Here is a 22,926-nt window from a genome sequence, read left to right as displayed (position 1 = left end):
CGCCAGAAACAAGGAACACCCCATGGCCGCTGATGGCAGCGCACATCCTAAGACCCCGCTTTCCGGTGAGGATCTGGATCGTGTGGTTCAAAATGCTCATGCCGCTCTGGGGCAACGCCAGCAGGCGGACGGACACTGGGTGTATGAGCTGGAAGCCGACGCCAGCATTCCGGCGGAATACATCCTGCTGGAACATTATCTGAACCGGATTGATGAGGCGCTTGAGCAGAAGATTGCGGTCTATCTGCGCCGGACGCAAAGCGCTGAGCATGGCGGCTGGGCGCTGTATCATAACGGCGGGTTTAACCTGTCCTCCTCCGTCAAAGCCTATTTTGCTCTGAAAGCCACCGGGGAGGATATCAACGCCCCCCACATGCGCCGTGCGCGGGAAGCTATTCTGGATCACGGCGGGGCCGAGCGCACCAATGTGTTCACCCGTATCCAGCTGGCCCTGTTTGGGGATGTACCTTGGCGCGCCACGCCGGTCATGCCGGTGGAGCTGATGCTCCTGCCGCGCAAGGCCTTCTTCTCCATCTGGAACATGTCCTACTGGTCCCGCGCGGTGATCGCCCCCATGCTGGTGCTGGCGGCCCTGCGGCCCATTGCCATCAATCCGCGCCAGATCCATGTGCGTGAACTGTTCGTCACCCCGCCAGAGCGCGTGACGGACTGGATTCGTGGCCCGTACCGCTCCGTGTGGGGCCGCGTGTTCAAAGGGCTGGATAGCGTTCTGCGCCCTACCCTTGGCCTCATTCCCTCCAAAACGCATGAGAAAGCCATCAAGGCGGCCATTGATTTCATTGAACCGCGCCTGAACGGCAAGGATGGTCTGGGTGCCATTTATCCGGCCATGGCCAATGTGGTCATGATGTACCGCGCCCTTGGCGTGCCGGACAGTGACCCACGCGCTGTCACCGCATGGGAAGCCGTGCAGGGCCTGCTGGTCCATAAGGATGATGAAGTCTATTGCCAGCCCTGCGTCTCACCCATCTGGGACACCGGGCTATCCGGCCATGCCATGCTTGAGGCCGCCTCCGGCCCCAAAGGAATTGCCCCGGAAAAAACGCTGACGGAGCTGCGCAAGGCCAGCAAATGGCTGCGGGACAAGCAGATTCTGGACGTTAAAGGCGACTGGGCTGTTAACAACCCGAACGTTGCCCCCGGTGGCTGGGCCTTCCAGTATGGGAACGACTATTATCCGGACGTGGATGATACCGCAGTGGTCGGTATGCTGCTCCACCGTGAGGGTGACCCGGCCAACGCCGAGTCCATCGAACGCGCCCGCCAATGGATCATTGGCATGCAAAGCCGCGATGGCGGTTGGGGTGCCTTTGATATTGATAACAGCAAAGAACTGCTGAACCACATTCCCTTCTCGGACCACGGCGCTCTGCTGGACCCGCCGACTGCGGATGTAACGGCCCGCTGCATCTCCTTCCTTGCCCAGCTGGGCCATGGGGAAGATCGCCCGGTCATGGAACGCGCCCTGACCTACCTGCGCAAAGAGCAGGAAGAAGACGGATCATGGTTTGGCCGCTGGGGCACAAACTACATTTACGGTACATGGTCCGCTCTGTGCGCATTCAACGCCGCTGGTGTCTCGCATGATGACCCGGCTGTGGTGAAAGCTGTGGAATGGCTGCGCTCCGTCCAGCGCCCTGACGGCGGCTGGGGCGAGGGCTGCGAATCTTATGAAGGCGGCAGCCATGGCACCTACGGGGAAAGCCTGCCCTCTCAAACCGCATGGGCTGTTCTGGGCCTGATGGCCGCTGGCCGACGGGATGACCCGGCTGTTACACGCGGTATCAGCTGGCTGGCGGCTCAGCAGGATGAAAACGGGGAATGGCACGAGGACCCGTATAACGCTGTCGGTTTCCCCAAAGTGTTTTACCTCCGCTACCACGGTTACAAGCAGTTCTTCCCGCTGATGGCGGTGGCGCGCTACCGCAATCTGGAAAGCAGCAACACGCGCCGCGTCGCTTTTGGGTTCTGAAACATGACGAACACCACACAGCCTTCCCCCAGCCGCCCAGGCATTCTTGTTGGCCTGAAAGCCGAAGCGAAGCTGATCCGGCACGTCTTCCCGCATGCCGCCATTGCCGCCAGCGGGGCCACCCGCACCGGTGCACAGCGTGAAGCCGCCCGACTGGCCGCCTGTGGGGCAGACTGCCTCCTCTCCTTCGGTCTGGCCGCCGGGCTGGACCCGGCATTGCCCCCCGGCACGCTCATCCTGCCAGAACGCGTCATGGCATGGGGCGCATCCTATGCGTGTGACCCGACGCTGCGCCACATTCTGGGGGCAGGCCAGCCGGGTGTGCTGGGCAACGCCCTGCTGCATAGCGATACCGTTGTGCTGGATGCTGTCGAAAAAGCGCATCTGTTTGCAACAAGCCAGTGTGCATCACTAGATATGGAAAGCGGCTTTCTGGCCCGCGCTGCGGAAGAGGCCGGTTTACCGTTTGCCGTCCTGCGCGTGGTGTGTGACCCGGCGAGCCGCTCCCTGCCTCCGGTTGCAGGCACCGTCCTCTCCCCGGATGGCGGCCTGAATATCAAGGCGCTACTCGGCTCTCTCCTGCGTCACCCCGGCCAGATTTCCGGTCTGATCGGCCTTGGCAAAGACGCCGGCCGCGCCCGCACCGCCATGCTGACCTTTCTGGAACAGCAGCGCACCCGCCCGGCTTTTGCCCGGTTTGCGGGGTGACCATATGTATCATGCATTCACACCACTTGTTGTCTCCTACTTTTGAAAGGTAATTTTCTAGAGAGACTTACCACCTAAAAAATACTCAAAATTCTGATTATACAATCTATAAAGATTGGAAAAATTGTGTCAGTTCCAGATATTTATTCCAGAAGAAACAAAGTCAATGATCCAAAAGATCTATATTGTTACGATAAGATTCCAGAAAAATTAAAAATACAAGTAATGTATATTTCAGAAGATATGTTTGGAAATGGCATAAGCCTTCAACTTGATAATTTTTCAGGTAAATCATCTAAAGCTGCTTGGAAAGATTTCGAAAACTTTATTCTAAGAGAATGGGCAATACCAACGAGTAAAAAACTCAATCCAAAAGAACATATTGAAAAAATTATTTCTTCCCCCGATTTTACTGTTTCTAATTTTTTAGATTATTGTGAGATGATTTTTATAAAAGCAAATGGAAAAAGAAAAGAAATATACCAAAAGAAAACAAAAGAAGAATCAATTAGCGAACTCAATCAAAGATTTATAGAATGTGGATTTGGATACCAATATGAAAGCAATAAAATTATTAGAATAGATAACCATTTAATACATAGGGAAGTGATCATCCCTACCTTGTCTTTTTTATCTAATCCTCTATTTCATAAATCGGATGCCGACTATCGACTTGCTCATGAGCATTACAAAAATCATAATGTAAAAGATTGTATAATAGCGTGTGGCCGCTCGTTTGAATCTATGATGAAAGCCATCTGTGATGATAAGGGATGGTCTTATCCAGCGGGTGTCCGAGCGTCTGATTTAGTAACAACTCTAAGAAATGAGGGCTTGTTTCAGGACGGTGCAGACAAAGGATTTAACGCTTTTGTAGCAATGTTGAAAACAGGTGTACCAGACCTGAGAAATGCAATTGGCGGCCATGGTGAAGCGCCAAATACTCCTGAACCTATTTTATACATGGCTTCTTACGCTCTACATTTAACTGCCACTAATCTTTTGTTTCTTGCCAACTCATGGAAAATATCAGTATAGATATATAATATATAAAAAATATTTATAGTTAAATTTTGTTTTTTTATTTTATTTCAAAATGTTATTTTTAAGTTTAATTTTTTAGAACTTATTTCATTATACCTTTGCCACGATGTATTCCCAAGCAGTGTTATGATCAGACTTACCCTCAGTCATACTCGAACTGTCCCCCTTTCCGGACGTTTGTGGTCTATGCTTTTGCACGCCGATACGCTCCTCAGCCACGCATCGTAGCCAGAGACCGTGCCCCATATGCTGCCCTTTACCCGGAAGGACCACCATGACCAGCACCGCCCCAAACCCCGGCCCGCTTTCAGCCGAAGAGCTGGATCTGTTCAACAAATGGTGGCACGCCGCCAATTACCTTTCCATTGGTCAGATCTATCTGCTGCGTAACGCCCTGCTGCGGGAACCGCTCAAGCTGGAGCACATCAAAAAGCGTCTTCTGGGCCACTGGGGCACCACGCCGGGGCTGAATTTCATCTGGCTGCACCTCAACCGTATTATTCGGGCACAGGGGCAGGATATCCTGTTTGTTGCCGGTCCCGGCCACGGGGCACCGGGACTGATTGCCTCCACATGGATGGAAGGCACCTACACGGAATACTTCCCGGACGTGACGCAGGATGAGGAGGGCATGACGCGCCTCTTCCGTCAGTTCTCCTTCCCCGGTGGCATCCCCAGCCATGCCGCCGCCACCACGCCCGGCTCCATTCATGAAGGCGGTGAACTGGGCTATTCCCTCTCCCACGCCTATGGCGCGGTGTTTGACCACCCGGACCTTGTGGTCGCCTGCGTAGTGGGGGATGGCGAGGCGGAAACCGGGCCACTCGCCACCTCATGGCATTCCAACAAGTTTCTCGATCCCAAAACAGACGGGGCCGTGCTCCCCATCCTGCATCTGAATGGCTACAAGATCGCCAACCCCACCGTTCTGGCGCGCATCCCCAAGCATGAGCTGCGTGATTTCCTGAAAGGCTGCGGCTACGAGCCCATTTTTGTGGAAGGGCATGACCCGGCCCCCATGCATCAGGCTATGGCAAAAGCCATGGACGAGGCCTTTGCCCGCATTACCGCCATTCAGACTGCCGCTCGTAACGGCAAGGACGACACCCAGCGCCCCACATGGCCGATGATTGTCCTCCGCAGCCCCAAGGGTTGGACCTGCCCCAAAACTGTGGATGGCCTGCGCACGGAAGGGTTCTGGCGGGCGCATCAGGTGCCGGTCGATCATATGGAAAAACCCGGCCACCTCGCCATTCTTGAAGAGTGGATGAAGTCCTATAAGCCGGAAGAGCTGTTTGATGAAAATGGCAGTCTGAAAGAAGAGATTGCCGCTCTCACCCCTCCCGCTGAAAAGCGGATGAGTGCTAGTCCTTACGCCAATGGTGGCGCGCTGCTCCGCCCCCTTCGCCTGCCGGATTTCCGCGCCCATGCCGTCGCTATAACCGCACCCGGTAAGACCGAGGCGGAATCAACCCGCGTGCTGGGTGACTGGCTAAAAGACGTCATGGCGGCCAATCTGGACAAACGGAACTTCCGTGTGCTGGCCCCGGATGAAAACAATTCCAACCGCCTGAACGCCGTTCTGGATGTCACCAACCGCGCATGGAATGCGGAAACCGAGCCGTATGACGATCATCTGGCTAAAGACGGCCATGTGATGGAAATTCTCAGCGAACACACCTGTCAGGGCTGGCTGGAAGGCTATCTGCTCACAGGCCGCCACGGCTTTCTGTCCTGCTATGAGGCCTTCATCCACATTATTGATTCCATGGTGAACCAGCACGCCAAATGGCTGAAAACCTCGCGGGAAACCGACTGGCGGCGGCCCATCGCCTCACTGAACTATCTGCTCACATCCCATGTCTGGCGGCAGGACCATAATGGGTTCAGCCATCAGGACCCCGGTTTTCTGAACCATATGGTGAACAAGAAAGCCGAGACCGTACGCATCTATCTGCCGCCGGATGCCAACACGCTGCTGTGCGTGGCCGACCACTGCCTGCGCAGCCGGGACCGCATCAACGTGATTGTTGCGGGCAAGCAGCCGGAATTGCAGTGGCTTAGCATGGATGATGCCCTCACCCACTGCCAGCAGGGCATAGGCATGTGGGAATGGGCCAGTAATGACAAAGGGAGCGAGCCAGACGTCGTTATCGCCAGCGCGGGGGATGTGCCGACACTGGAGGCCCTCGCCGCTGTCAGCCTGCTTAATCAATACCTGCCGGATGTGAAAATTCGTTTTGTAAACGTGGTGGATCTGATGACGCTGCAAACACCGGAGCAGCATCCGCACGGCCTGCCGGATGAGACGTTTGATGCGCTCTTCACGCCAGACAAGCCGGTAATTTTTGCGTTCCATGGGTATCCGGCACTGGTGCATCAGCTCATCTACAAACGGAAAAACGCCGCCAATTTCCACGTGCATGGCTTCCGGGAGGAAGGAACAACCACAACCCCGTTTGACATGACCGTGCGTAACCATCTGGACCGTTTCCACCTTGTGGCCAACGTCATCCGGCGGGTGCCCCGGCTGGCCAGTAAAGCGGCCTATACGCATCAGGCCGTGCGCGACAAACTGGCGGAACACGAACGCTATGTGTGTGAGTATGGGGAGGACATGCCCGAAATCCGCAACTGGACCTGGCCTCAGTAAAGGTCCCTGCGCACTATTTTGCACGATTTGGCGCATCTGAGATGTTGTCATGCCGCAATAGATGTCTTAGCATTACGATATACAAACGATCTGATTCCGTCATGATCGGTTGTGAGGAAATGCCGGTCATTTCATGCGGCCTGACTATTCTTGACATCATCTCGGGATTACCTGATGCCACACGCTCATCCGCCCACCGCACCGACGCGCCGGCAGCTTCTGACCCGCATCGGCACTCTGGCTGGCAGCGCCGCGCTGTATCAGGCCATGACCACTCTGGGCCACGCCATGGGCACAGATTTCCGTGGACCACCCCAGCTTGCAGGTGCCAGGCCCGGCACCCGCGTGCTGGTGCTGGGTGCGGGTCTTTCCGGGATGCTTTCGGCCTATGAACTGCGGAAAGCGGGTTATAAGGTCCAGATTCTGGAATTCCAGAGCCGCAGCGGTGGCCGCAATATCAGCCTGCGCGGGGGTGACACTGTAAAGGAACTGGGCGGCGCCACTCAGAAAGTTGGTTTTGCAGCCGGCAACTATATCAACCCCGGCCCATGGCGCATCCCGTACCATCATCAGGGCCTGCTGCATTATTGCCGTGAGTTTGGCGTACAGCTCGAACCCTTTATCGAGCTGAACCACAATAGCTGGCTGCACTCCACCGGAGCCTTTGGCGGCAAGGCCGTGCGTTACCGGGAACTGGCCTCTGACTTCAACGGCTTTACGGCAGAACTGCTGGCCAAAGCCATTGACCAACACAAGCTGGATGAGCTCGTCCCGGAAGAGGAACGCGCCCATATCCATGAGGCCATGAAATCCTGGGGTGCCCTGAACAAGGACATGGCCTACGCCAAAGGCAACACCAGTTCCCTGCGCCGGGGTTTTGAAAAATCGCAGGGCGGCGGGGTTGATGGCGCACCCGTCCCCTCAGATCTGTTTGCCCGTAAGGATGTCATGCAGTCCGGCCTGTGGAACTGGATGGCGTTTCACGAACGGCTGGACATGCAGACCACCATGTTCCAGCCCGTCGGCGGGATGGACCAGATCGGCAAAGGCTTCACCCGGCAGGTGAAAGACCTCATCACGCTGAACTGCAAGGTCTCCTCCATCCATCAGGATGAGCGTGGCGTGACCGTCACCTACACAGACACCGCTCATGGTGATGCAGTACGGCAGGCGCAGGCGGATTATTGCGTCTGCACCATTCCGCTCTCTGTGCTGTCCCAGCTTGATGTGCAGGTTAATGCAGGGATGAAGGCCGCCATTGCCGCCGTGCCGTATGCATCCTCCGTCAAAATGGGGATGGAGTTTAAGCGCCGCTTCTGGGAGGAAGATGACCAGATTTACGGCGGCATCAGCTTTACCGACCAGCAGATCAGCCAGATTTCCTACCCCAGCAACGGCATTTTCTCAAAAGGTCCGGCAGTGCTCCTGGGGGGCTATATGTTCGGCCCCGCCGCCTATGACTTTGCAGGCATGACGCCGGAGGAACGTATTCAGCGCGCGCTGGATCAGGGGACAGCCATTCATCCGCAGTATCGCAAAGAGTTTTCAAACGGCGTCAGTCTTGCATGGAGCCGCGTGCCCTGGACTCTGGGCTGCTGCTCCATGTGGACGGAAGAAGCCCGGAAAACCCATTACAAAACGCTGTGCGCCGTGGATAACCGCCTCGTTCTGGCAGGGGAGCACGCCTCTTACGTCGGGTGCTGGCAGGAGGGAGCCATTCTCTCCGCACTGGATGCCGTGACCCGTCTGCACAAACGCGCGCTGGGAGCCGCCTGATGCGTAAATTTCTGCTTGTAACGTCTCTCTGTCTCACCGCAGGCCTTGCCTCGGCAGCCCTCGCCCCGGTTGCCGCCCATGCGGATAGTGCGAGTGCCGTGGCCGGTAAAATGCAGGTCCTGCCGGATGGGGAGGCCATTTATCATCACGTCTGCCAGAGCTGCCATATGCCAGACGGCAAAGGTGCTGTGGGAGCAGGGGCGCAGTTCCCGGCTCTGGCTGGCAACCCCAAACTGAAAAGTGCCGAGTATCCTGCTTATGTGGTGCTGAACGGCTTTGGCGGCATGCCCTGGTTTGCCGGGCTGCTGAATGACCAGCAGGTGGCCAATGTCGTCAATTACGTTCGCACACATTTCGGGAACCATTATACTGATGCGCTCAAACCAGAAGACGTGTCTGAAATGCGTCCCCATCTGTCAGTAGAGGAAGAATAACGTGCGCCTTTTTAAAAGCCTGATCCCCGCCGCAGCCCTGACGGCTCTGGCTGCCTTCCCTGCTCTGGCGCATGCTGAGGGCGGCGTGATCCGTCATGGTGAGGGTAAATTCCCCATCTCCACCGCTGTGGAAGTCCCCGCCGGGGCCACCACCATTTATCTGAGCGGCATGGGGGCTCCGGTGCAGGACAAAACCGCACCGCCCAAAAGCCTTGAGGCCTATGGCGATACCCGCGCCCAGACACTCGCCTCCCTCCAGCGTATTGAAGGCGAGCTGAAAAAGCTGAACCTGACCATGGGGGATGTGGTGCAGATGCACATCTATATGGTGGCGGACCCGCGCACCAAGCAGCTGGATTTTGATGGCATGATGAAGGCCTACACCCAGTATTTCGGCACGGAAAAACAACCCAACCTCCCGGTGCGCTCTGCCTTTGCCGTGGCCCAGCTCGCCAACCCCGGCTGGCTGATTGAAATTGAAGTGACGGCCGTTCGGGCACCTAAAAAATAAAGCCTGTTGCCTGGCAACGAATTCCCCAGTCCATCGCTTTTCAAACCAAAAGACAAGCGGGGGATCTGGGGAAACAGCATCCCGCCCCACACATTTGCAAGTCTCGTCATACACGGCCATCTAAAGGCTCAAGGTATCTTGTTATAACAAGACGCCCGCAACACGCTCTTTTACGAGGCCTGACGATATGACTGAGCATTTAACAAAACGCTGGCAGACCCTGCCTGCCACCCCGGCCCCTCTGGCCTCCTTTAAAGGGCAGCACGCCCCCATTAACGGATGCTCGCTCTATTATACGGAAGGCGGCACAGGGGGTGATGTCATCATCATGCTGCATGGGGGCATGGCGAACTCTGACTACTGGGGAATGCAGGCGGCTGATCTAGCCAAAACGCACCGTGTCATCCTCGTGGATAGTCGTGGGCATGGCCGCAGCACGTTAGGGGATAAGCCCCTCAGCTACGCCCAGATGGCGGACGATATCATTCGCCTGATGAACCATCTGGAAATCCCGCATGCCAGTCTCGTCGGGTGGAGTGATGGCGGTGTGCAGAGCATTATTCTGGCCTCTGAACACCCGGACCGCATCAAACGCATCTTTGCGTACGGGCCGCATATGTCCGCATCCGGTCTCAATCTGGCGTGTAGCGGAGATAAGGTGGTCAACGCTTTTGTAAAGCGCGCCACAGAAGACTACCGCAAACTTTCCCCGACCCCGGATAAATTTGATGTCTTTTCAAAAACCGTCTGGGGCCTGTGGAAATGGGAGCATGATGCCGAATTTACGGAAGACCGCCTGAACGCCATCCGCTGCCCCGCATGGATTGTGGATGGGGACCGGGACGAGATGATTCATCGCGCCCATCTGGAATATCTGGTGGCGCATATTCCGGGCAGTTCTTACATGATCCTGCCCGAGACCAGCCACTTTGCCTTCCTGCAGGCCCCGCTTCTGTTTAACGCAGCTCTGGCTGACTTCCTGTCCGTCAAAGCCTGACGATCACACTGACGGTGAGGGCGAGAAGGGTTCAGCTCTGATAACGGGCTGAACCTTTTCTTATTTCCCGTCTGTTCTCTCAAGTTCCCCGTCAGCGTCATCGGGCAGAAAGAAATCTTCCGGGTCTTCTGGAACGGGTAGAGACAGCAGAAAAAATCCCGCCGCTACCGTGATCGCACCCGTCGCCACCGGCAGCCAGCGGAGGGCTGTTACCATCGCGGAGTCCTGCGTGCTGCCATCGACGACAAGCGCCCAGCCACTCACGCACAAAAGCGCAAAACCACCCACAAAACAGGCCACAATCCAGAGCAGCCGACGCACATAAGGAGACGAAGACTTGCTCATGATGTGACCTTTCAGATCATTGCTTGAAGGCCCGCGCTAGCACGTTTTGTGTTTCGAGGGAAACTGGCAGGGTGGAATTGGTCAGCGCCACACCTTTCCAGCCCGCGCCCAAGGCCGTGTAAAGGTTCACGGCATCACGCAGGCGCTCCAGACGCGCCAGAGCTTCCATATTCTGCGCATTCAGGGTGGTGCGCTCGGTTGTCAGCACTTCCAGGAAGCCGACCAGACCGGCACCATAAAGCCGCCGCGCCCGCTCACTGGCGGTGGCACTATCTTCTGCCGCTTTATGCAGCTGCTCGGCATATTCAATGTCATCGTGCCAGGCCGCCATGGCATCTTCAACTTCCTTGAAGCCGTTCAGCACGGACTGCCGATAGGTCAGACGTGCTGCTTCCGCGGAGGCCTGAGCCGCCCGGACTTCGGACGTCATCTTGCCACCATGCATCAGCGGCAGGCTGGCCATCATCAGGAACTGCCAGCTCATGGCATTCACCTGAAACAGCTGGTACATGGCCGACGCGTTGGGGTTGAAGGTCAACGGAATAACAAAGTGCGGATACAGGTTGGCCACAGCAACGCCAATCTGCGCCGTCGCCAGTGCATACTGCCGTTCCGCCATACGGATATCCGGGCGGTTGGCAATCACGACAGACGGCATGGTCGCGGGGAATTCCGGCACGGTCGGCAGGGGCCGCGGCACCTTCAGTTCATCTTCCAGAGAGCCCGGCATCTGCCCCAGTAGCACGGCAATAGCGTGCGTTATCTGAGAAACACGGGTTTTCAGCGGCTCACGCGCTGCAATCTGCGTATCCAGCTCAGCCTGAGCCTGCGCAATCTGCAGGGTGTTCCCAACGCCTTCCAGATACAGCTTGTTGGTCAGATCCACCGCGTGTTTTGCAACGCCGATATTGTCCGTGGCGATTTTGATCTGCAACTGCGTAACCCGCAGCAGCATATAGTCAGATGCCAGCTCGGACAGCATGGTCATCAGCAGAGCGCGACGGCCTTCAATGGAGGCCTCCACAGCGCGCTCATGCGCTTCCACATCACGGCGGATACGCCCGAACACGTCCACTTCCCACGTCGCCATTGCGCCATAGGTCAGCATGGAGGCTTCCGGGCGGTTCTGCGGGTTGCCGGGGCGGATCGGCCAGTTATCAATATTCAGGGAATACCGCACATCCCCGCCACCGATATTGGCGTCCATCTGCGGATACCACTGCGAGGCAGACCGGTCACGGATGGCGCGTTCGGCCAGAATCCGCTGCCCGGCAATCTGGAGATCATAGTTCCCCTTGATCGCCTGCTCGACCAGACCGGTCAGCACCGGGTCCTTAAACGCCGCCCACCACTCGGTCATTTCCTTGTTGGTGCGGTCAATTTCTTCCTGGGTTGCAGGGTGCTCTTCCGCTGCTTCCTTGAACTGGGCCGGCACCTTCATGCGCTCTGCCTGATAGTTCGGCCCGACAGTACAGGCCGAAAGCATCAGAGAGGACGCCATGAAAAGGCCGAGGCGACGATGAACCTTCATCTTATGTTCCATGCCGCTCTCAGAGGTGATCTTGCAGCCAGGTGGTCATCTTGCCCCGTCGGCCACGCGGCTCCGGCCCAACGCTGACAGTCGCTGTCATGCCGGCGGCCAGTGTCACGCTGTCCGGCACGTGGTCAAGATGGATACGCACCGGGATACGCTGGGCCAGACGCACCCAGGTAAAGATGGGGTTTACATCCTGCAGGCCCAGCTTGTCCGGGGTGCCATTGGTATCGTTAATACCACGGGCAATGCTCACCACATGGCCGGTCAGGATAGGCTTGTAGCCCATCAGCTTGACGCGGGCTTCATCACCCACATGCACGCCCCACATCTTGGTTTCTTCAAAGTAGCCGTAAACCCAGTAGGAGTCGGCATCAATCACGGCCAGACGCGCCTGCCCGGAGGATGCGTAATCACCTACCCGCAGGTTGAGGTTGGTCACGTACCCATTAACCGGGGAATACAACACGGAACGCTGAAGGTTCAGTTTAGCTACGTCCAGTGCGGCGCGAGCTGCATCCACCGCGGCAATCTGCGTCGCCACATTGGAGTTGAAGACTTCCTGTTCTTCCGCCGAGACAATGCCACCCAGCCCCATACGGCGGCGGGCATCATTGCGCTTGAGCTTCAAATCTTCCAGCGCGCCATCCAGCCGGGCCTGTGCCTCACGGATCGCCAGACGGAAGCGCACGGGGTCCAGCACAAACAGCGGGTCGCCCTTATGTACAAACTGGTTATCCACCACCGGGATCTGCACCACAGTGCCCGAGACTTCAGGAGCTACGTCCACAACATACACACGCACACGACCATCACGGGTCCATGGAGCGATCATGTAGACGTTCCAGAGGGTCACCCCCAGCACAATGGCCAGAGAGACAACCGCCAGGGTCAGAATAACTCGTATCAGGGTGCGCAGAAGGGGCATTGCGGAGACTCAAAAGCCTTTTCAGGGGATCAGACGTACAAAATGAGCAGGCAGAGGATACAAACGTAGAGCGAAACTTCGAACAGAGCGATGTGCCAGAACCAGCCCAGTAGGCCGCTCCACCACAGCACGAAACGAACACACATGGTAAGGGGCAGCGCCGCCAGTGCGTAGACGACGATCGGCGCCATAAAGACACCAAAGAGATTGAATTCCGTCAGCATGACGCCATTCTCGTAGCAACTCTCATCGTGCGTTTGCCCGCTCTGATCCGGCCAGATCTTTCTGCCCGGCTGCGGCCTGTTCAACCCTGTCAAGAATCCCGCAGCACTGCTCCAGTTCCTGCGGGGTTACATGTTCGGTCAGGCGCGTTGCCACATCGTCTGCCGCATGGCTGACAAGTGCAGCAATTTTCCGGCCTTCTTCCGTAATGCTGACAAGTTTGGAACGGCGGTCTTCCTCATCAATTTCCCGGACAATAAAGCCGCGCTTTTCCAGCACATCCAGCAACCGCACGAGAGACGGCGCCTCCAGTGAAAGAGAGCGGGCCAAGTCTGTCTGTCTGACAGGCTGTTCAGAAAAATTGAGATAATAGATGGGCCGCCAGGTTGCGTCCGTCAGGCTGAACCGGCGCAGATCCGCATCAATCTCGCGCCGCCAGATGGCCGCAAGGCGAGCCAGCCGGTGCCCGAAGGACCGGCGGGTTTCGATGCTATTATCAGGATAACGCGGAGGTTCCATTATGTGCCCATACTAGCAAGCATACAAACTGTTCGCACGCTCACAAAATCGTAGGGCAATCATTCCCAGAAAAAATCCGCCCCTGCCAATGCAAAATTGGAATGGAACCTATGGGCAAAGGCGGATGGAAAGAAATCAGTTCTTCTTGCGGCGCACCACGTCCCACACCTTGCGGGTGCCGCTGCGGCCAAGAGAGCCTGCCACCGTGGCCGTGACTGCGGCCAGCGTGACGGATTCCCTCATCTGTGTCGCACAGCGGTTACGGGCAATGCGGGCTTCCACTTCTGCGGTCGTCAGGTAGGAACGACGGCCAAACAGGACGCAGATCAGGGCAAAAATCACATCCAGCGCAAACACGCCGAATGCGGCCGTCACCGGACCCCAGTGGAAGGTAAACAGGAACAGGGCCCACAGGAGTCCATGCCCGGATATCAGGGCGAAAAACCCGAATACCGCGGCGGCAACAAGAAATGCTGCCTGTTTTCCTAACCGGACCGCCATCTGCTGCATGAGATGGGACTGTGCATGCAGGGCGGACCTGCCAAGTTCAAAAATACGCATGGACTCAGGGACTACCTTCGTTCAGATCACGTGAGGCTTCAGCGTGACATCCGACCGAGGATAAAGCCCACAACGCCGGAAATGGCGATGGACACCCATGACGACTGCGCACGCGTCTGCTTGGAAATATCGCTGCGCGCATGATTGGCCAGTTCACGCGCATTGGCAACTGCTTCTTCAGTCAAATCACTGGCTTTGCCGCCAGCATTCGTCAGCGCGGGCACGACGTGCTTGGTGATCAGCCGTTCCAGATGGGCCTTTACGGCTTCAATTTCATCACGGGCTGTCTCAGCAGCAGACTCACCAGCAGCCTTTACATCCTTGAGTTTATCAGAAGACATGGAACACCCTATTCGCGTTAGATTTATTGACAACACCCTTTTAACCGATCGCTAAGGATAAGGTTGCATGCATACGGCGCATAGCTCGCCCCCGCCGCTAGCCCTTCACAATCTCGCTTTCCTCCCTCCGCTCCCCGGCCTCAGCCTGCGTGTGGAAAAAGGCCAGTGCGTGGCTCTGCTGGGAATCGGCTCCGAGCATGAGGACCTCTCCCGCCTGACAGACGTTCTGGCCGGGCATGCCCCCAGCTATGGCGGGCAGATCCTGGTTGGCGGGGAAGATGTCACCCACCGCCCGACCGGCCTGCGTGGTCTGGCCACCATCGGGGCCCATGCGCCGCTGTTCCCGCACCTGACGCTAGCGGACAATATTCTGTTCCCCCTCCGGGCCACAGGACAGGTCTCCGCGGCGGAAAGTGAGCGCCGCACAACGGAAACACTGTCTCTCGTGGGTCTGGATGGCCGCCGCGCGCTTAAACCCGCCGGCCTGACAGCAGAGCAAAATTTGCGGGGCCAGCTGGCGCGCGCACTCGTCATGCGGCCTGAAGTGCTTGTCCTGAACCGCCCATTCAGCGCTCTGGATCATAACGCTACAACGCGCGTGATGGCCTTGCTGGAAAAGCTCCAACGCGCCATTGGCCTCAGCACCCTTCTCCTCACCCGAGACCGCACGGAAGCCCTGATGGCGGGAGACACCATCGGCATTCTGGAAAACGGCATCCTCCTCCAGCTTGCCACACCGCCAGAGCTGCTCACGCGCCCCGCGCATGAACAGGTCGCCATTACATTTGGTGAAGCCAATGTCCTGACCGGCAAGGTGCTGTATGCAGAAGACGACATGGCTGAACTCCGCCTGCCCACGGGCGAGACTGTAGAGGCCATGGCCGCACCGGGGCTGGAGGAACAGGACCTCGCCAATATCTGCATCGCGCCGGATCGGCTGTCCGTCATGTTCCCCCGCCAGATGAGCGGACCGCCGGAAGAAAATGACATGTTACTCTGCACGCTGGTCTCCGCCCGACATGTGGGCACGGCCATTCACATGCGCTTTCGTATGCAGGATGGGGGGGAAATTATTGCCCATCGCCCCCCTGTCCACACCATGCGGGAACTGGAGCCGGGGCGCGTCGCACTGCTTGCCTGGCAAACAGCAAATGCCACTGCCTTTCCGATGGACCACAAATCAGGCTAGAATTACCTTTGACTTAAGCAGCAACCGCGTGAGGCTACCCCTGTCCCTTCTTTCGTTTCGCGACGCATCCTCCCAAAGGCCCCTTCGCCCCCGGGCGCAGCGACCCTCTGCCCTGCCAGCTTTCTTACGGCATGGGCTGACGGCGCTCGTTCTGGGAAGCATGGTGCTGCCTGCATTTTCGCAGGCTGATGCGCGCTCGATACGCCGGATTCATCGGACCGTAGTGCAACCGGTGCGCATTCTGACATTCGGGGGGGCCATTACGTCCACCCAACAGAAAGTGCTGTTCACGCCGTACGCGCAGCTTATCAAACATTCGCTCGCACCGTCCTCATGGGATGGCGGAATCGAGTCTCTGCGCAAGCAGGAAACCGTGGCTCCGCACCGCTGGGCCGCCGTGATGATGGAAACCAGCTCCCTGCAGATTAGTTGCTCGCTGGGCCTGCTGGTGCGTGACCCGGCTGACCCCTCCCCCAACGGGTGTGGCCAGTCTTCCGCCTCTATCGACTTTGCCATGGCGTGGGATCGCTCCCGCTTTGACACTCCGCCAGACTGGTCGGACTTTTGGGACGTCGCGCGTCACCCGGGCCGCCGCAGCCTGCGTCGAGACCCCCGCACCACGCTGGAAATCGCTCTGCTGGCCGATGGCGTCTCACCTGACTCTCTCTACCGTGTCCTGAACACGCAGGACGGCGTGGAACGGGCCTTCCGCAAGCTCGACCAGCTACGCCCCTATATTGTCTGGTGGTCCACACCGGAGGAAGCCGCGCGCATTCTTAAAAGTGGTGGTGCGCTGATGGGCAGCGTACCCACCGGAGAAATTCTCGGCGCCGCACAGGCGGACCGTGATCGTTTTGGCCTCTACTGGCCGCAACGCCTGCAGGTCAATTACGCATGGGGCGTGCCAAAAACCTCCGCGGAAGAAAATACGGCGCTGGCTTTGACGGCATGGCTGGAACACCCCACCCAGAAGCAGGCCTTCGCCAATGCGTGGCCGTCTCTGCCGTCTCTGGCCGAAATCAACGCAGGCTCTCCGGACAGCCGTCATATACTGCCCCCCATCGCAGTGAATGACACGTTCTGGAGCTCGCATCTCTCCACGCTGTCGGCACGCTTTGAACGTTGGGCCGAAGACCGGTGAGCCTTCCTGCGTCCGGCCTTCTGCCTTTTCTCATCACCCACACGCTCTTCATGGCTCTGACTGGCATCTGTCTGGCAGCGCTCGTGCTCAGCTTGGCCCTTTCAACCCGGCAGGGCGGCCGGCTCTACACGCTGCTCCTGTTGGTTCTGCTGCCCGCCACCGCAGTCGCCCTCACGCTGCCGTTCCTGCTGCCGCACGACCGCACCTCTCTGCTTTTTCCCTTTCTTCAGGGTGCGCTGATCGGACCGGCCATTTCACTCGCGCCACTCCGTCGGCTACAGGATGCTCCGTCAGCATGGGGGCGCACGGCACAGGAGCTGGGGGCAACGTCCCTCACCCGTATCCGCCTGCTGTGGCTACCGCTGCTGGGCCGTCCGCTTGTCGGCAGCATAGGTCTGGCGCTGGCACTCAGCCTGCTCGGTGCTCTGGGAATCAGCAAAGCCCCTCTTTCCTGAGGCCTCCTGCCGGTTTATCCTGCACGGCATGACTTCCCCCTCATCCACCGCTCCGTTCTGGGAAACCACCCCGCTCCAAGAGATGACCACCGCTGAGTGGGAATCCCTGTGTGATGGCTGTGGCCGTTGCTGCCTGCATAAGCTGCGTGACGAAGATACGGACGAAATTCACTATACGTCCGTCGCCTGCCGCCTGCTGGATGTCTCCAACTGTCGCTGCACGGATTACCCGCAACGCCACAGAAAAGTGCAGGACTGCATCACCCTGACACCGGCAATGGTGTCCGAACTGGACTGGCTTCCGCCCGATTGCGCTTATCGCCGCCTGTCCGAAGGACGCTCCCTGCCCACATGGCATCCGCTTATTACCGGAAACCCGGAAAGCGTGATTGAAGCCGGGGCCTCTGCCGCAGGCCGCTGCATTAGTGAACGACAGGCCGGAGCACTGGAAGAGTATGTCGTCGCATGGCCCGGCCAGCCTGCCAAAAAACCTAAAAAGCCCAGCGCACACAAGCGGCCTTCGGTCCGCCACATCCGTGCCGATACGCCCTGAAAAGCCGGTTCCACGTTCTGAGCGGGGTGTTGCCATAGCCCCCCGCGCCAACCCTATGCCGCCTACGCAGACTCCCGATCTCATTCAACTGGCGCCGGACTGCCACGTGCCCGTCATCTGGAAACCCTCCAACCGGGCGCGACGACTTTCCCTCCGGATTGACCCGCGCAGACAGGCCGTGTCGGTCACCCTCCCCTCCGGGCTTTCGACTGCACAGGCCGTGCAGTTTCTCAAAATTCAGAAACACTGGATCACAAAACGTCTTACGGCTCTACAACAGGCGCCTGCCTTCCTGCCGGGCCGAACCATTCCCATTGAGGGAAAGCCGCATACCATTGTGCATCACCCCACCGCACGTAGCGGCGTCTGGATAGAGGAAAACCAGATTTGTGTAAGCGGTGCGGAAGAGTTTATCAGCAGGCGCATTACAGATTTTTTGAAAAAGCACGCTCGCCAGATTTTAGGTCAGGAACTCCGTGCGCAGGCCCAGATTTCCGGCCTGTGCCCCACACGGCTTGATATCCGCGACACCTCCAGCCGCTGGGGCAGCTGCTCCTCCTCTGGCCGCATCATGCTGTCCTGGCGTCTGGTCATGGCTCCTACCGCCGTCAGACATTATCTGATTGCGCATGAACTGGCCCACTTACGCCATATGAACCATGCTCCAGCGTTCTGGAGGCTGGTAGACCAGCTCACCCCCCACCGACACCACGCCGAAGCATGGCTGAAACACCACGGATCAGCACTGTTAGGCGCACACTAAACACACAGTCCTGCTACAGAAACGCTTGCCGCCACGGCCCAACATGCTAAAACCCGCCGTAACACAGTAAAACGCCCTGTATGGCTGACAAAAACAGCCAACCTTATGCGAACTTGGCGGAATGGTAGACGCAGGAGACTTAAAATCTCCAGCCCGTAAGGGCGTGCGGGTTCGAGTCCCGCAGTTCGCACCACATATAAGTCACTGAAATATATAGATTATTTTGAGGTTATCCACAACCTCGGGGACATTCTTCTACTGCCCCCTTCTACAGTGGCAACGCATTATGAAACTGGTCAGATTAGAATCAGGATACCATCTTAGGCGGTGGGTTCCTGTCGATATCCGTAAGACTTTACGCAAGAACGAAATCTGGCACTCATTGGAAACCAATGAACCAGAAGTGGCAAAAATTCGGGCTTGTGATATTTTTTCAGCGACTAGCAAATTCTTTATTGTCGTGAGAAATATGACAAAATCTTATATCTATCATTCAGCCAATGAATTGGTTGACGATCTAGAAACAGATCACGATAAACAAATACTAACGAAAATTATCGACTCTTATGAACTTCATGTCCGAGAACTCAAAGCACAGTATCGGCTGGCAGAAGGTGAACACTATCTTCAAAGACTTGAAGATTATCAGCGTCTCAAAAATCTGACTGACGCAGTTCAGAAAGCTGAACCGCAACTTGATGCCGTTCTTTCATATGTAAAAGATAATAAAGATTTTGACGCATATAAATCTATCAAGCAAATGCAACAGCAGTTTGAACAAGTGCAAGGATGGGTAAAACCACCCGAAAAGCGAAAAACTCCCCTTTTGTCTGTTGCTACTGATAAATATCTGGAAGCACATGCGGAGAAAATGACAGATTCAGATAAACGCGGTTTTCTGAATACAATTAAACGATTTGTTGAAGCTGTCGGAGATAAAGAAATATTAGATTATACGGGAGAAGATGCAGGACAATTTAAAGAATTAATGGAGAAAATGCCAGAAAACTATGGAAAGAGCCGTAATGATACACGGACAATTTTCGAATTAATCGAATACGGTAAACTCCATAAATCTGGCAGAATTTCAGAGAAAACCATAAAAAATCATTTTGCTCGGCTGTCAGCTATCTGGCGTTATTATCTGCTCCGTGACGTAGTGAATTCCAATATATTTATTGGCTGGCGGTTTGACGGAAAAGCAAAAATTAAGCGAATTCGATGGGACGATGAACAGCTTCAAACGCTAATGAATTCATCATGGAACAGTCCAACAATATCGAAAAAAACATTCGGCTATATAGTGGGATTAGGCTCATATTGCGGAATGCGACTGGAAGAAATCTGTCGTATCAGAATTCAAGACATTATCGAAATACGCGGAATTCCTTGTATTTTCATACAAGATCACGAAGCTAGAAAAGGAAAACCATGGGAAAAATGGAGTCCGAAAACGGAGGCTGGTGAACGTGTGGTGCCTATTGGTGAAGCGTTGATAAACAGCGGTTTTCTGCGGTTTATTGAACAACAGAAAAATAAGAAACAGTATTATCTTTTTTCAGAATTGAAATTCTCTGGGAAGGATAAAAAGCGATCAGACGGATTTCAGCAATCATTTTCAAGATTCAAGCTACGCAAAAAAATCCCGAAAGGTGTCGATTTTCATAGCTTTCGCCATAACGTCAGCACGAAATTACGGAATCTTCCAGATGGTATAAATGGTTTGCGTGAGTCTTGGATTGATGATTTTCTCGGACACGAAGGGCAAAATAAAAGCGTTGGTAATGTCGTTTATCTCGATATGATCGATGTTGAGAATTTAAAAAAAGTTGCTGATTCAGTGCAATATCCTGAATTCTGGGATATTAGAAAATTCACAGAAGTTTAAGACATTAAAAAAGGAAGTGAAATTTTCTTCACTTCCTTCAAATTCTTATGTTATAATATTATTGACCAAAAAACATCTGACATAAGAGGTGTTGCTGTTTATATAATAGCATCACTCTCTGAATGTCAAGATAATTTTAGAAATTTGGCAAAAGGAGAATATGAAATATGAACAAATCGAGATAATTTTAAGAAATGAATATCCGAAAATCTGGCATTCCCTTTTATCTCTACACCACACTTATAAAAATTTAATAACGCTAAAAACCTCGGAAAACTGCCATTCTTTCGATTGCAATGAAGTAGCTGAACACGTTGTCGATTTCGTTAATGCAATACCGAAAGAGATGATTAATGACTTTAATCTAATGTCATTATCGTATGACGAAATCAAAGAAAAACAACGAATCACAGGCAAGAGATTAACCCAAAAATCGAACTTATTACGTAGGAATTTCAGGAGATATATGAATATCCGACCTGACGATGATGAATTCCAATTATCATTCGATAATGATAAATTAGATTCTGAAAAGTCATATATCATATTTCAGGATTCGAAAGATTCCGAAACTGGTTTATCTGCTCATGACATTAAAAACTATCAACAGAGAAAAAAATATTCCATTAATCATTCGATAGCTGAACATGTTGATGATTTTGCTATAAACTTTTTACAATATGTAGGATTGTTTTTATCTCTAACATTAGAGAGTGAATTCCATAACTGTGATTATGAAACAGCAAAAAAAGAAATTAACAGACGATTAAAAAAGATAAAAAGAATATTGAAAAATAAAGGTATTCTCTTACTCGGTATGAGTGTTTTGGAATTGCAAAAAGATGAAACTCCACATTATCACATTCAACTTTATGTTGCTCCTGAACATAGGGAATATGTTGAATCAGTCATTCTTCAGCAGTTTCCGAATGAACAAGACAGACGAAACGAAGCAATTAAAGACATCTGGCAAGCCTTTAATCTGATATCTTATTGTCTAAAAGATAGTGGAAAATCAGACACATACGTGTCATTTATCGGATTACAAAGAGATATCAAATCTCGATATAATGCTGTTTATCATAATGAAAAATATAAAGATTTATCCGATTGGAGAATATCAAAATCATATAAAAGGATAATGGAAAAACAACCCAATGGGATGATTCTTTTATTGATAAGAGGTTTTCAAGATGAAAGGTTGAATCTGTTATCTTCACGTCATCCAGATTTCTACTATCTAAAAACTGATATTCAGAAACTTCAAGTTATGTATTTACACTGTATTCATTTTGGAGAATTCAAAAATCTGATTGATAATGAGTTCTCTGTATCTATGAAATTGAGAACATATAAAATTATCAATGAATTCGGTAATATTTATAACTATGTTACAAGTTGGGTATATAATAACCAAGAATGTATGCTGGATAATTTTTATTATTGGGAATGTGAAAAATCTAGGGGTCAGCCTCCTCCTTCTGGAGAAGGAAAAGGCTTATCAGACCAACGCAAGGCAATAGTATCAGACATTTCAGCAGATTGGCACAAAAATCATACAAGCAGATCAACAGGTGCGGAATCTCAAAAAAATCTGATATTAATTTGAAGCTACAAAATTATTGTGAATCAGAAAATCTTGGGAGACCTGCCAGAACTGAAAATCTGGCGGGATAATTGCTTCAGGACGGACGAACTATCGGGGGTTCTTGCTCTTTTTCTTTATGCCGTTTAACAAAAAATTCCATTACTTTTCGAGCAGATAACAATGCCTCATTAAGGTCATTCGAATTCTTTTTGGGAGCTTCCGCCTCAAATGCTTCCGCAATAGCTCGTGCCAATGCGTCAGGTTGATCGTATGATTTAGATTTTGTTACAGAATTCGCCAGTCTTTGTATGCTTTTATTCATTCTTCTCATAACTTTTTCATAATCTGTTGAATTTGTTTGTATGAAATAGACCATGTTATCTTTAATTTTCCAACTGCAATGACTTATAACATCGCGCATAGATTTAACTATTTTAATTTCAGAGATAATTTCCGAAATCTCCTTTATCTCATCAGTCTCACTTCCATCAACTTGGGAAGCCTTAATCCTTTCCTCTATCATTTCTATTCGCTTGTTTGAAGGAACATGATTCAGCACTGATCTGATAACATTATCATCTGGCGGAATGCCCAAAGATTCACACAAAAGTATATTAATTAACGGATCAATATTTCCGTATAAATATATAAGTTCTCCAACATTTCGGAACGTGCCTTCATATGGTTCCCCATAATTTCTTTCTGTTGTCTGGTCTTTGTCGTCTTTTTTTTCTTCGCTCATTTCCTAATTCCTTCTGTAGGCTTCTGAGACGGTTCAACAGG

General features: G+C 53.8%; 23 protein-coding genes and 1 tRNA gene. 16 read left to right on the top strand and 8 right to left on the bottom strand.

Translation table 11 applies throughout. The annotated features are described in order from the left end of the window. The first annotated feature begins 22 nt into the window (after positions 1-22). The 8 genes from shc (at position 23) to AD930_RS01790 (ending at position 10,116) form a co-directional block, all read left to right on the top strand. Entirely contained in the window at positions 23-1,993 is a 1,971-nt protein-coding gene (gene shc, locus AD930_RS01820) for a squalene--hopene cyclase (protein WP_061504891.1), read from the top strand. A 3-nt stretch (positions 1,994-1,996) separates the two neighbouring features. Continuing rightward, the gene (locus AD930_RS01815) at positions 1,997-2,701 is read left to right on the top strand and encodes a phosphorylase family protein (RefSeq protein WP_061504890.1); all 705 of its coding nucleotides are present in this window, start codon (positions 1,997-1,999) and stop codon (positions 2,699-2,701) included. A 126-nt stretch (positions 2,702-2,827) separates the two neighbouring features. Then, positions 2,828-3,739 (top strand): STM4504/CBY_0614 family protein, encoded by a 912-nt coding sequence (locus AD930_RS17600; protein ID WP_156476801.1) that lies wholly within the window; start codon positions 2,828-2,830, stop codon positions 3,737-3,739. 280 nt (positions 3,740-4,019) lie between these two features. Further along, positions 4,020-6,398: a phosphoketolase family protein gene (locus tag AD930_RS01810; protein WP_061504889.1), complete on the top strand. Its 2,379-nt coding sequence runs from the start codon at positions 4,020-4,022 to the stop codon at positions 6,396-6,398. 174 nt (positions 6,399-6,572) lie between these two features. Beyond that, positions 6,573-8,174 carry a flavin monoamine oxidase family protein gene (locus AD930_RS01805; protein WP_061504888.1) on the top strand — a complete coding sequence of 534 codons (1,602 nt, stop codon included), beginning with the start codon at positions 6,573-6,575 and terminating at the stop codon, positions 8,172-8,174. Beyond that, positions 8,174-8,608, top strand: a complete 435-nt coding sequence (locus tag AD930_RS01800; protein ID WP_061504887.1) for a c-type cytochrome — start codon at positions 8,174-8,176, stop codon at positions 8,606-8,608. Before AD930_RS01805 ends, AD930_RS01800 begins: the two co-directional genes overlap by 1 nt. 1 nt (position 8,609) lies before the next feature. Then, positions 8,610-9,119, top strand: a complete 510-nt coding sequence (locus AD930_RS01795) for a RidA family protein (protein ID WP_082781608.1) — start codon at positions 8,610-8,612, stop codon at positions 9,117-9,119. Between the two features lie 187 nt (positions 9,120-9,306). Further along, positions 9,307-10,116 (top strand): alpha/beta fold hydrolase, encoded by an 810-nt coding sequence (locus tag AD930_RS01790; RefSeq protein ID WP_061504886.1) that lies wholly within the window; start codon positions 9,307-9,309, stop codon positions 10,114-10,116. Between the two features lie 60 nt (positions 10,117-10,176). Here the strand turns inward: AD930_RS01790 and AD930_RS01785 are convergent, their stop codons facing one another. The 7 genes from AD930_RS01785 to AD930_RS01755 form a co-directional block, all read right to left on the bottom strand. Next, positions 10,177-10,461 (bottom strand): hypothetical protein, encoded by a 285-nt coding sequence (locus AD930_RS01785; RefSeq protein WP_061504885.1) that lies wholly within the window; start codon positions 10,459-10,461, stop codon positions 10,177-10,179. A 16-nt stretch (positions 10,462-10,477) separates the two neighbouring features. Beyond that, positions 10,478-11,992: an efflux transporter outer membrane subunit gene (locus AD930_RS01780; RefSeq protein ID WP_043551427.1), complete on the bottom strand. Its 1,515-nt coding sequence runs from the start codon at positions 11,990-11,992 to the stop codon at positions 10,478-10,480. 19 nt (positions 11,993-12,011) lie between these two features. Continuing rightward, positions 12,012-12,923 carry an HlyD family efflux transporter periplasmic adaptor subunit gene (locus AD930_RS01775; protein WP_025826370.1) on the bottom strand — a complete coding sequence of 304 codons (912 nt, stop codon included), beginning with the start codon at positions 12,921-12,923 and terminating at the stop codon, positions 12,012-12,014. Between the two features lie 29 nt (positions 12,924-12,952). Further along, positions 12,953-13,147, bottom strand: coding sequence for a DUF1656 domain-containing protein (locus AD930_RS01770; protein ID WP_025826372.1), 195 nt, complete (start codon positions 13,145-13,147; stop codon positions 12,953-12,955). A gap of 22 nt (positions 13,148-13,169) precedes the next feature. Then, complete coding sequence (locus tag AD930_RS01765) at positions 13,170-13,664, bottom strand: MarR family winged helix-turn-helix transcriptional regulator (RefSeq protein ID WP_061490940.1); 495 nt, start codon at positions 13,662-13,664, stop codon at positions 13,170-13,172. 135 nt (positions 13,665-13,799) lie between these two features. Next, on the bottom strand, positions 13,800-14,225 hold the full coding sequence (locus tag AD930_RS01760) for a hypothetical protein (protein ID WP_043551375.1): 426 nt from the start codon (positions 14,223-14,225) through the stop codon (positions 13,800-13,802). Positions 14,226-14,263: 38 nt separating this feature from the next. Further along, positions 14,264-14,566 (bottom strand): hypothetical protein, encoded by a 303-nt coding sequence (locus AD930_RS01755; RefSeq protein WP_043551376.1) that lies wholly within the window; start codon positions 14,564-14,566, stop codon positions 14,264-14,266. 67 nt (positions 14,567-14,633) lie between these two features. Here AD930_RS01755 and AD930_RS01750 point away from each other — a divergent pair, with 67 nt between their 5' ends. The 8 genes from AD930_RS01750 to AD930_RS17595 all read left to right on the top strand — a co-directional run bounded on the left by AD930_RS01750 (position 14,634) and on the right by AD930_RS17595 (position 22,164). Further along, positions 14,634-15,755, top strand: coding sequence for an ABC transporter ATP-binding protein (locus AD930_RS01750; RefSeq protein ID WP_061504884.1), 1,122 nt, complete (start codon positions 14,634-14,636; stop codon positions 15,753-15,755). Positions 15,756-15,915: 160 nt separating this feature from the next. Further along, positions 15,916-16,896 (top strand): extracellular solute-binding protein, encoded by a 981-nt coding sequence (locus tag AD930_RS01745; RefSeq protein WP_061504883.1) that lies wholly within the window; start codon positions 15,916-15,918, stop codon positions 16,894-16,896. Then, positions 16,893-17,351 carry a hypothetical protein gene (locus tag AD930_RS01740; RefSeq protein WP_061504882.1) on the top strand — a complete coding sequence of 153 codons (459 nt, stop codon included), beginning with the start codon at positions 16,893-16,895 and terminating at the stop codon, positions 17,349-17,351. The genes AD930_RS01745 and AD930_RS01740 overlap by 4 nt, the downstream gene beginning before the upstream one ends. A 28-nt stretch (positions 17,352-17,379) precedes the next feature. After that, complete coding sequence (locus tag AD930_RS01735) at positions 17,380-17,904, top strand: YcgN family cysteine cluster protein (RefSeq protein ID WP_061504881.1); 525 nt, start codon at positions 17,380-17,382, stop codon at positions 17,902-17,904. A gap of 55 nt (positions 17,905-17,959) precedes the next feature. Continuing rightward, positions 17,960-18,667 carry a M48 family metallopeptidase gene (locus tag AD930_RS01730; RefSeq protein ID WP_061504880.1) on the top strand — a complete coding sequence of 236 codons (708 nt, stop codon included), beginning with the start codon at positions 17,960-17,962 and terminating at the stop codon, positions 18,665-18,667. 107 nt (positions 18,668-18,774) lie between these two features. Beyond that, positions 18,775-18,860 (top strand) — tRNA-Leu (locus AD930_RS01725). 93 nt (positions 18,861-18,953) lie between these two features. Next, a complete protein-coding gene (locus AD930_RS01720) occupies positions 18,954-20,555 on the top strand; it encodes a DUF6538 domain-containing protein (RefSeq protein WP_082781606.1) in 1,602 nt (533 codons plus the stop codon). Positions 20,556-20,715: 160 nt separating this feature from the next. After that, complete coding sequence (locus tag AD930_RS17595; protein WP_156476800.1) at positions 20,716-22,164, top strand: rolling circle replication-associated protein; 1,449 nt, start codon at positions 20,716-20,718, stop codon at positions 22,162-22,164. A gap of 73 nt (positions 22,165-22,237) precedes the next feature. On the opposite strand, the gene AD930_RS01715 is transcribed toward AD930_RS17595, so the two are convergent. Beyond that, positions 22,238-22,885, bottom strand: coding sequence for a hypothetical protein (locus tag AD930_RS01715; protein WP_061504878.1), 648 nt, complete (start codon positions 22,883-22,885; stop codon positions 22,238-22,240). Positions 22,886-22,926: the final 41 nt, after the last annotated feature.

This window comes from Acetobacter malorum (assembly GCF_001580615.1).
GTDB lineage: Bacteria > Pseudomonadota > Alphaproteobacteria > Acetobacterales > Acetobacteraceae > Acetobacter > Acetobacter malorum.
This window is presented reverse-complemented; position numbering and strand designations above follow the sequence as displayed.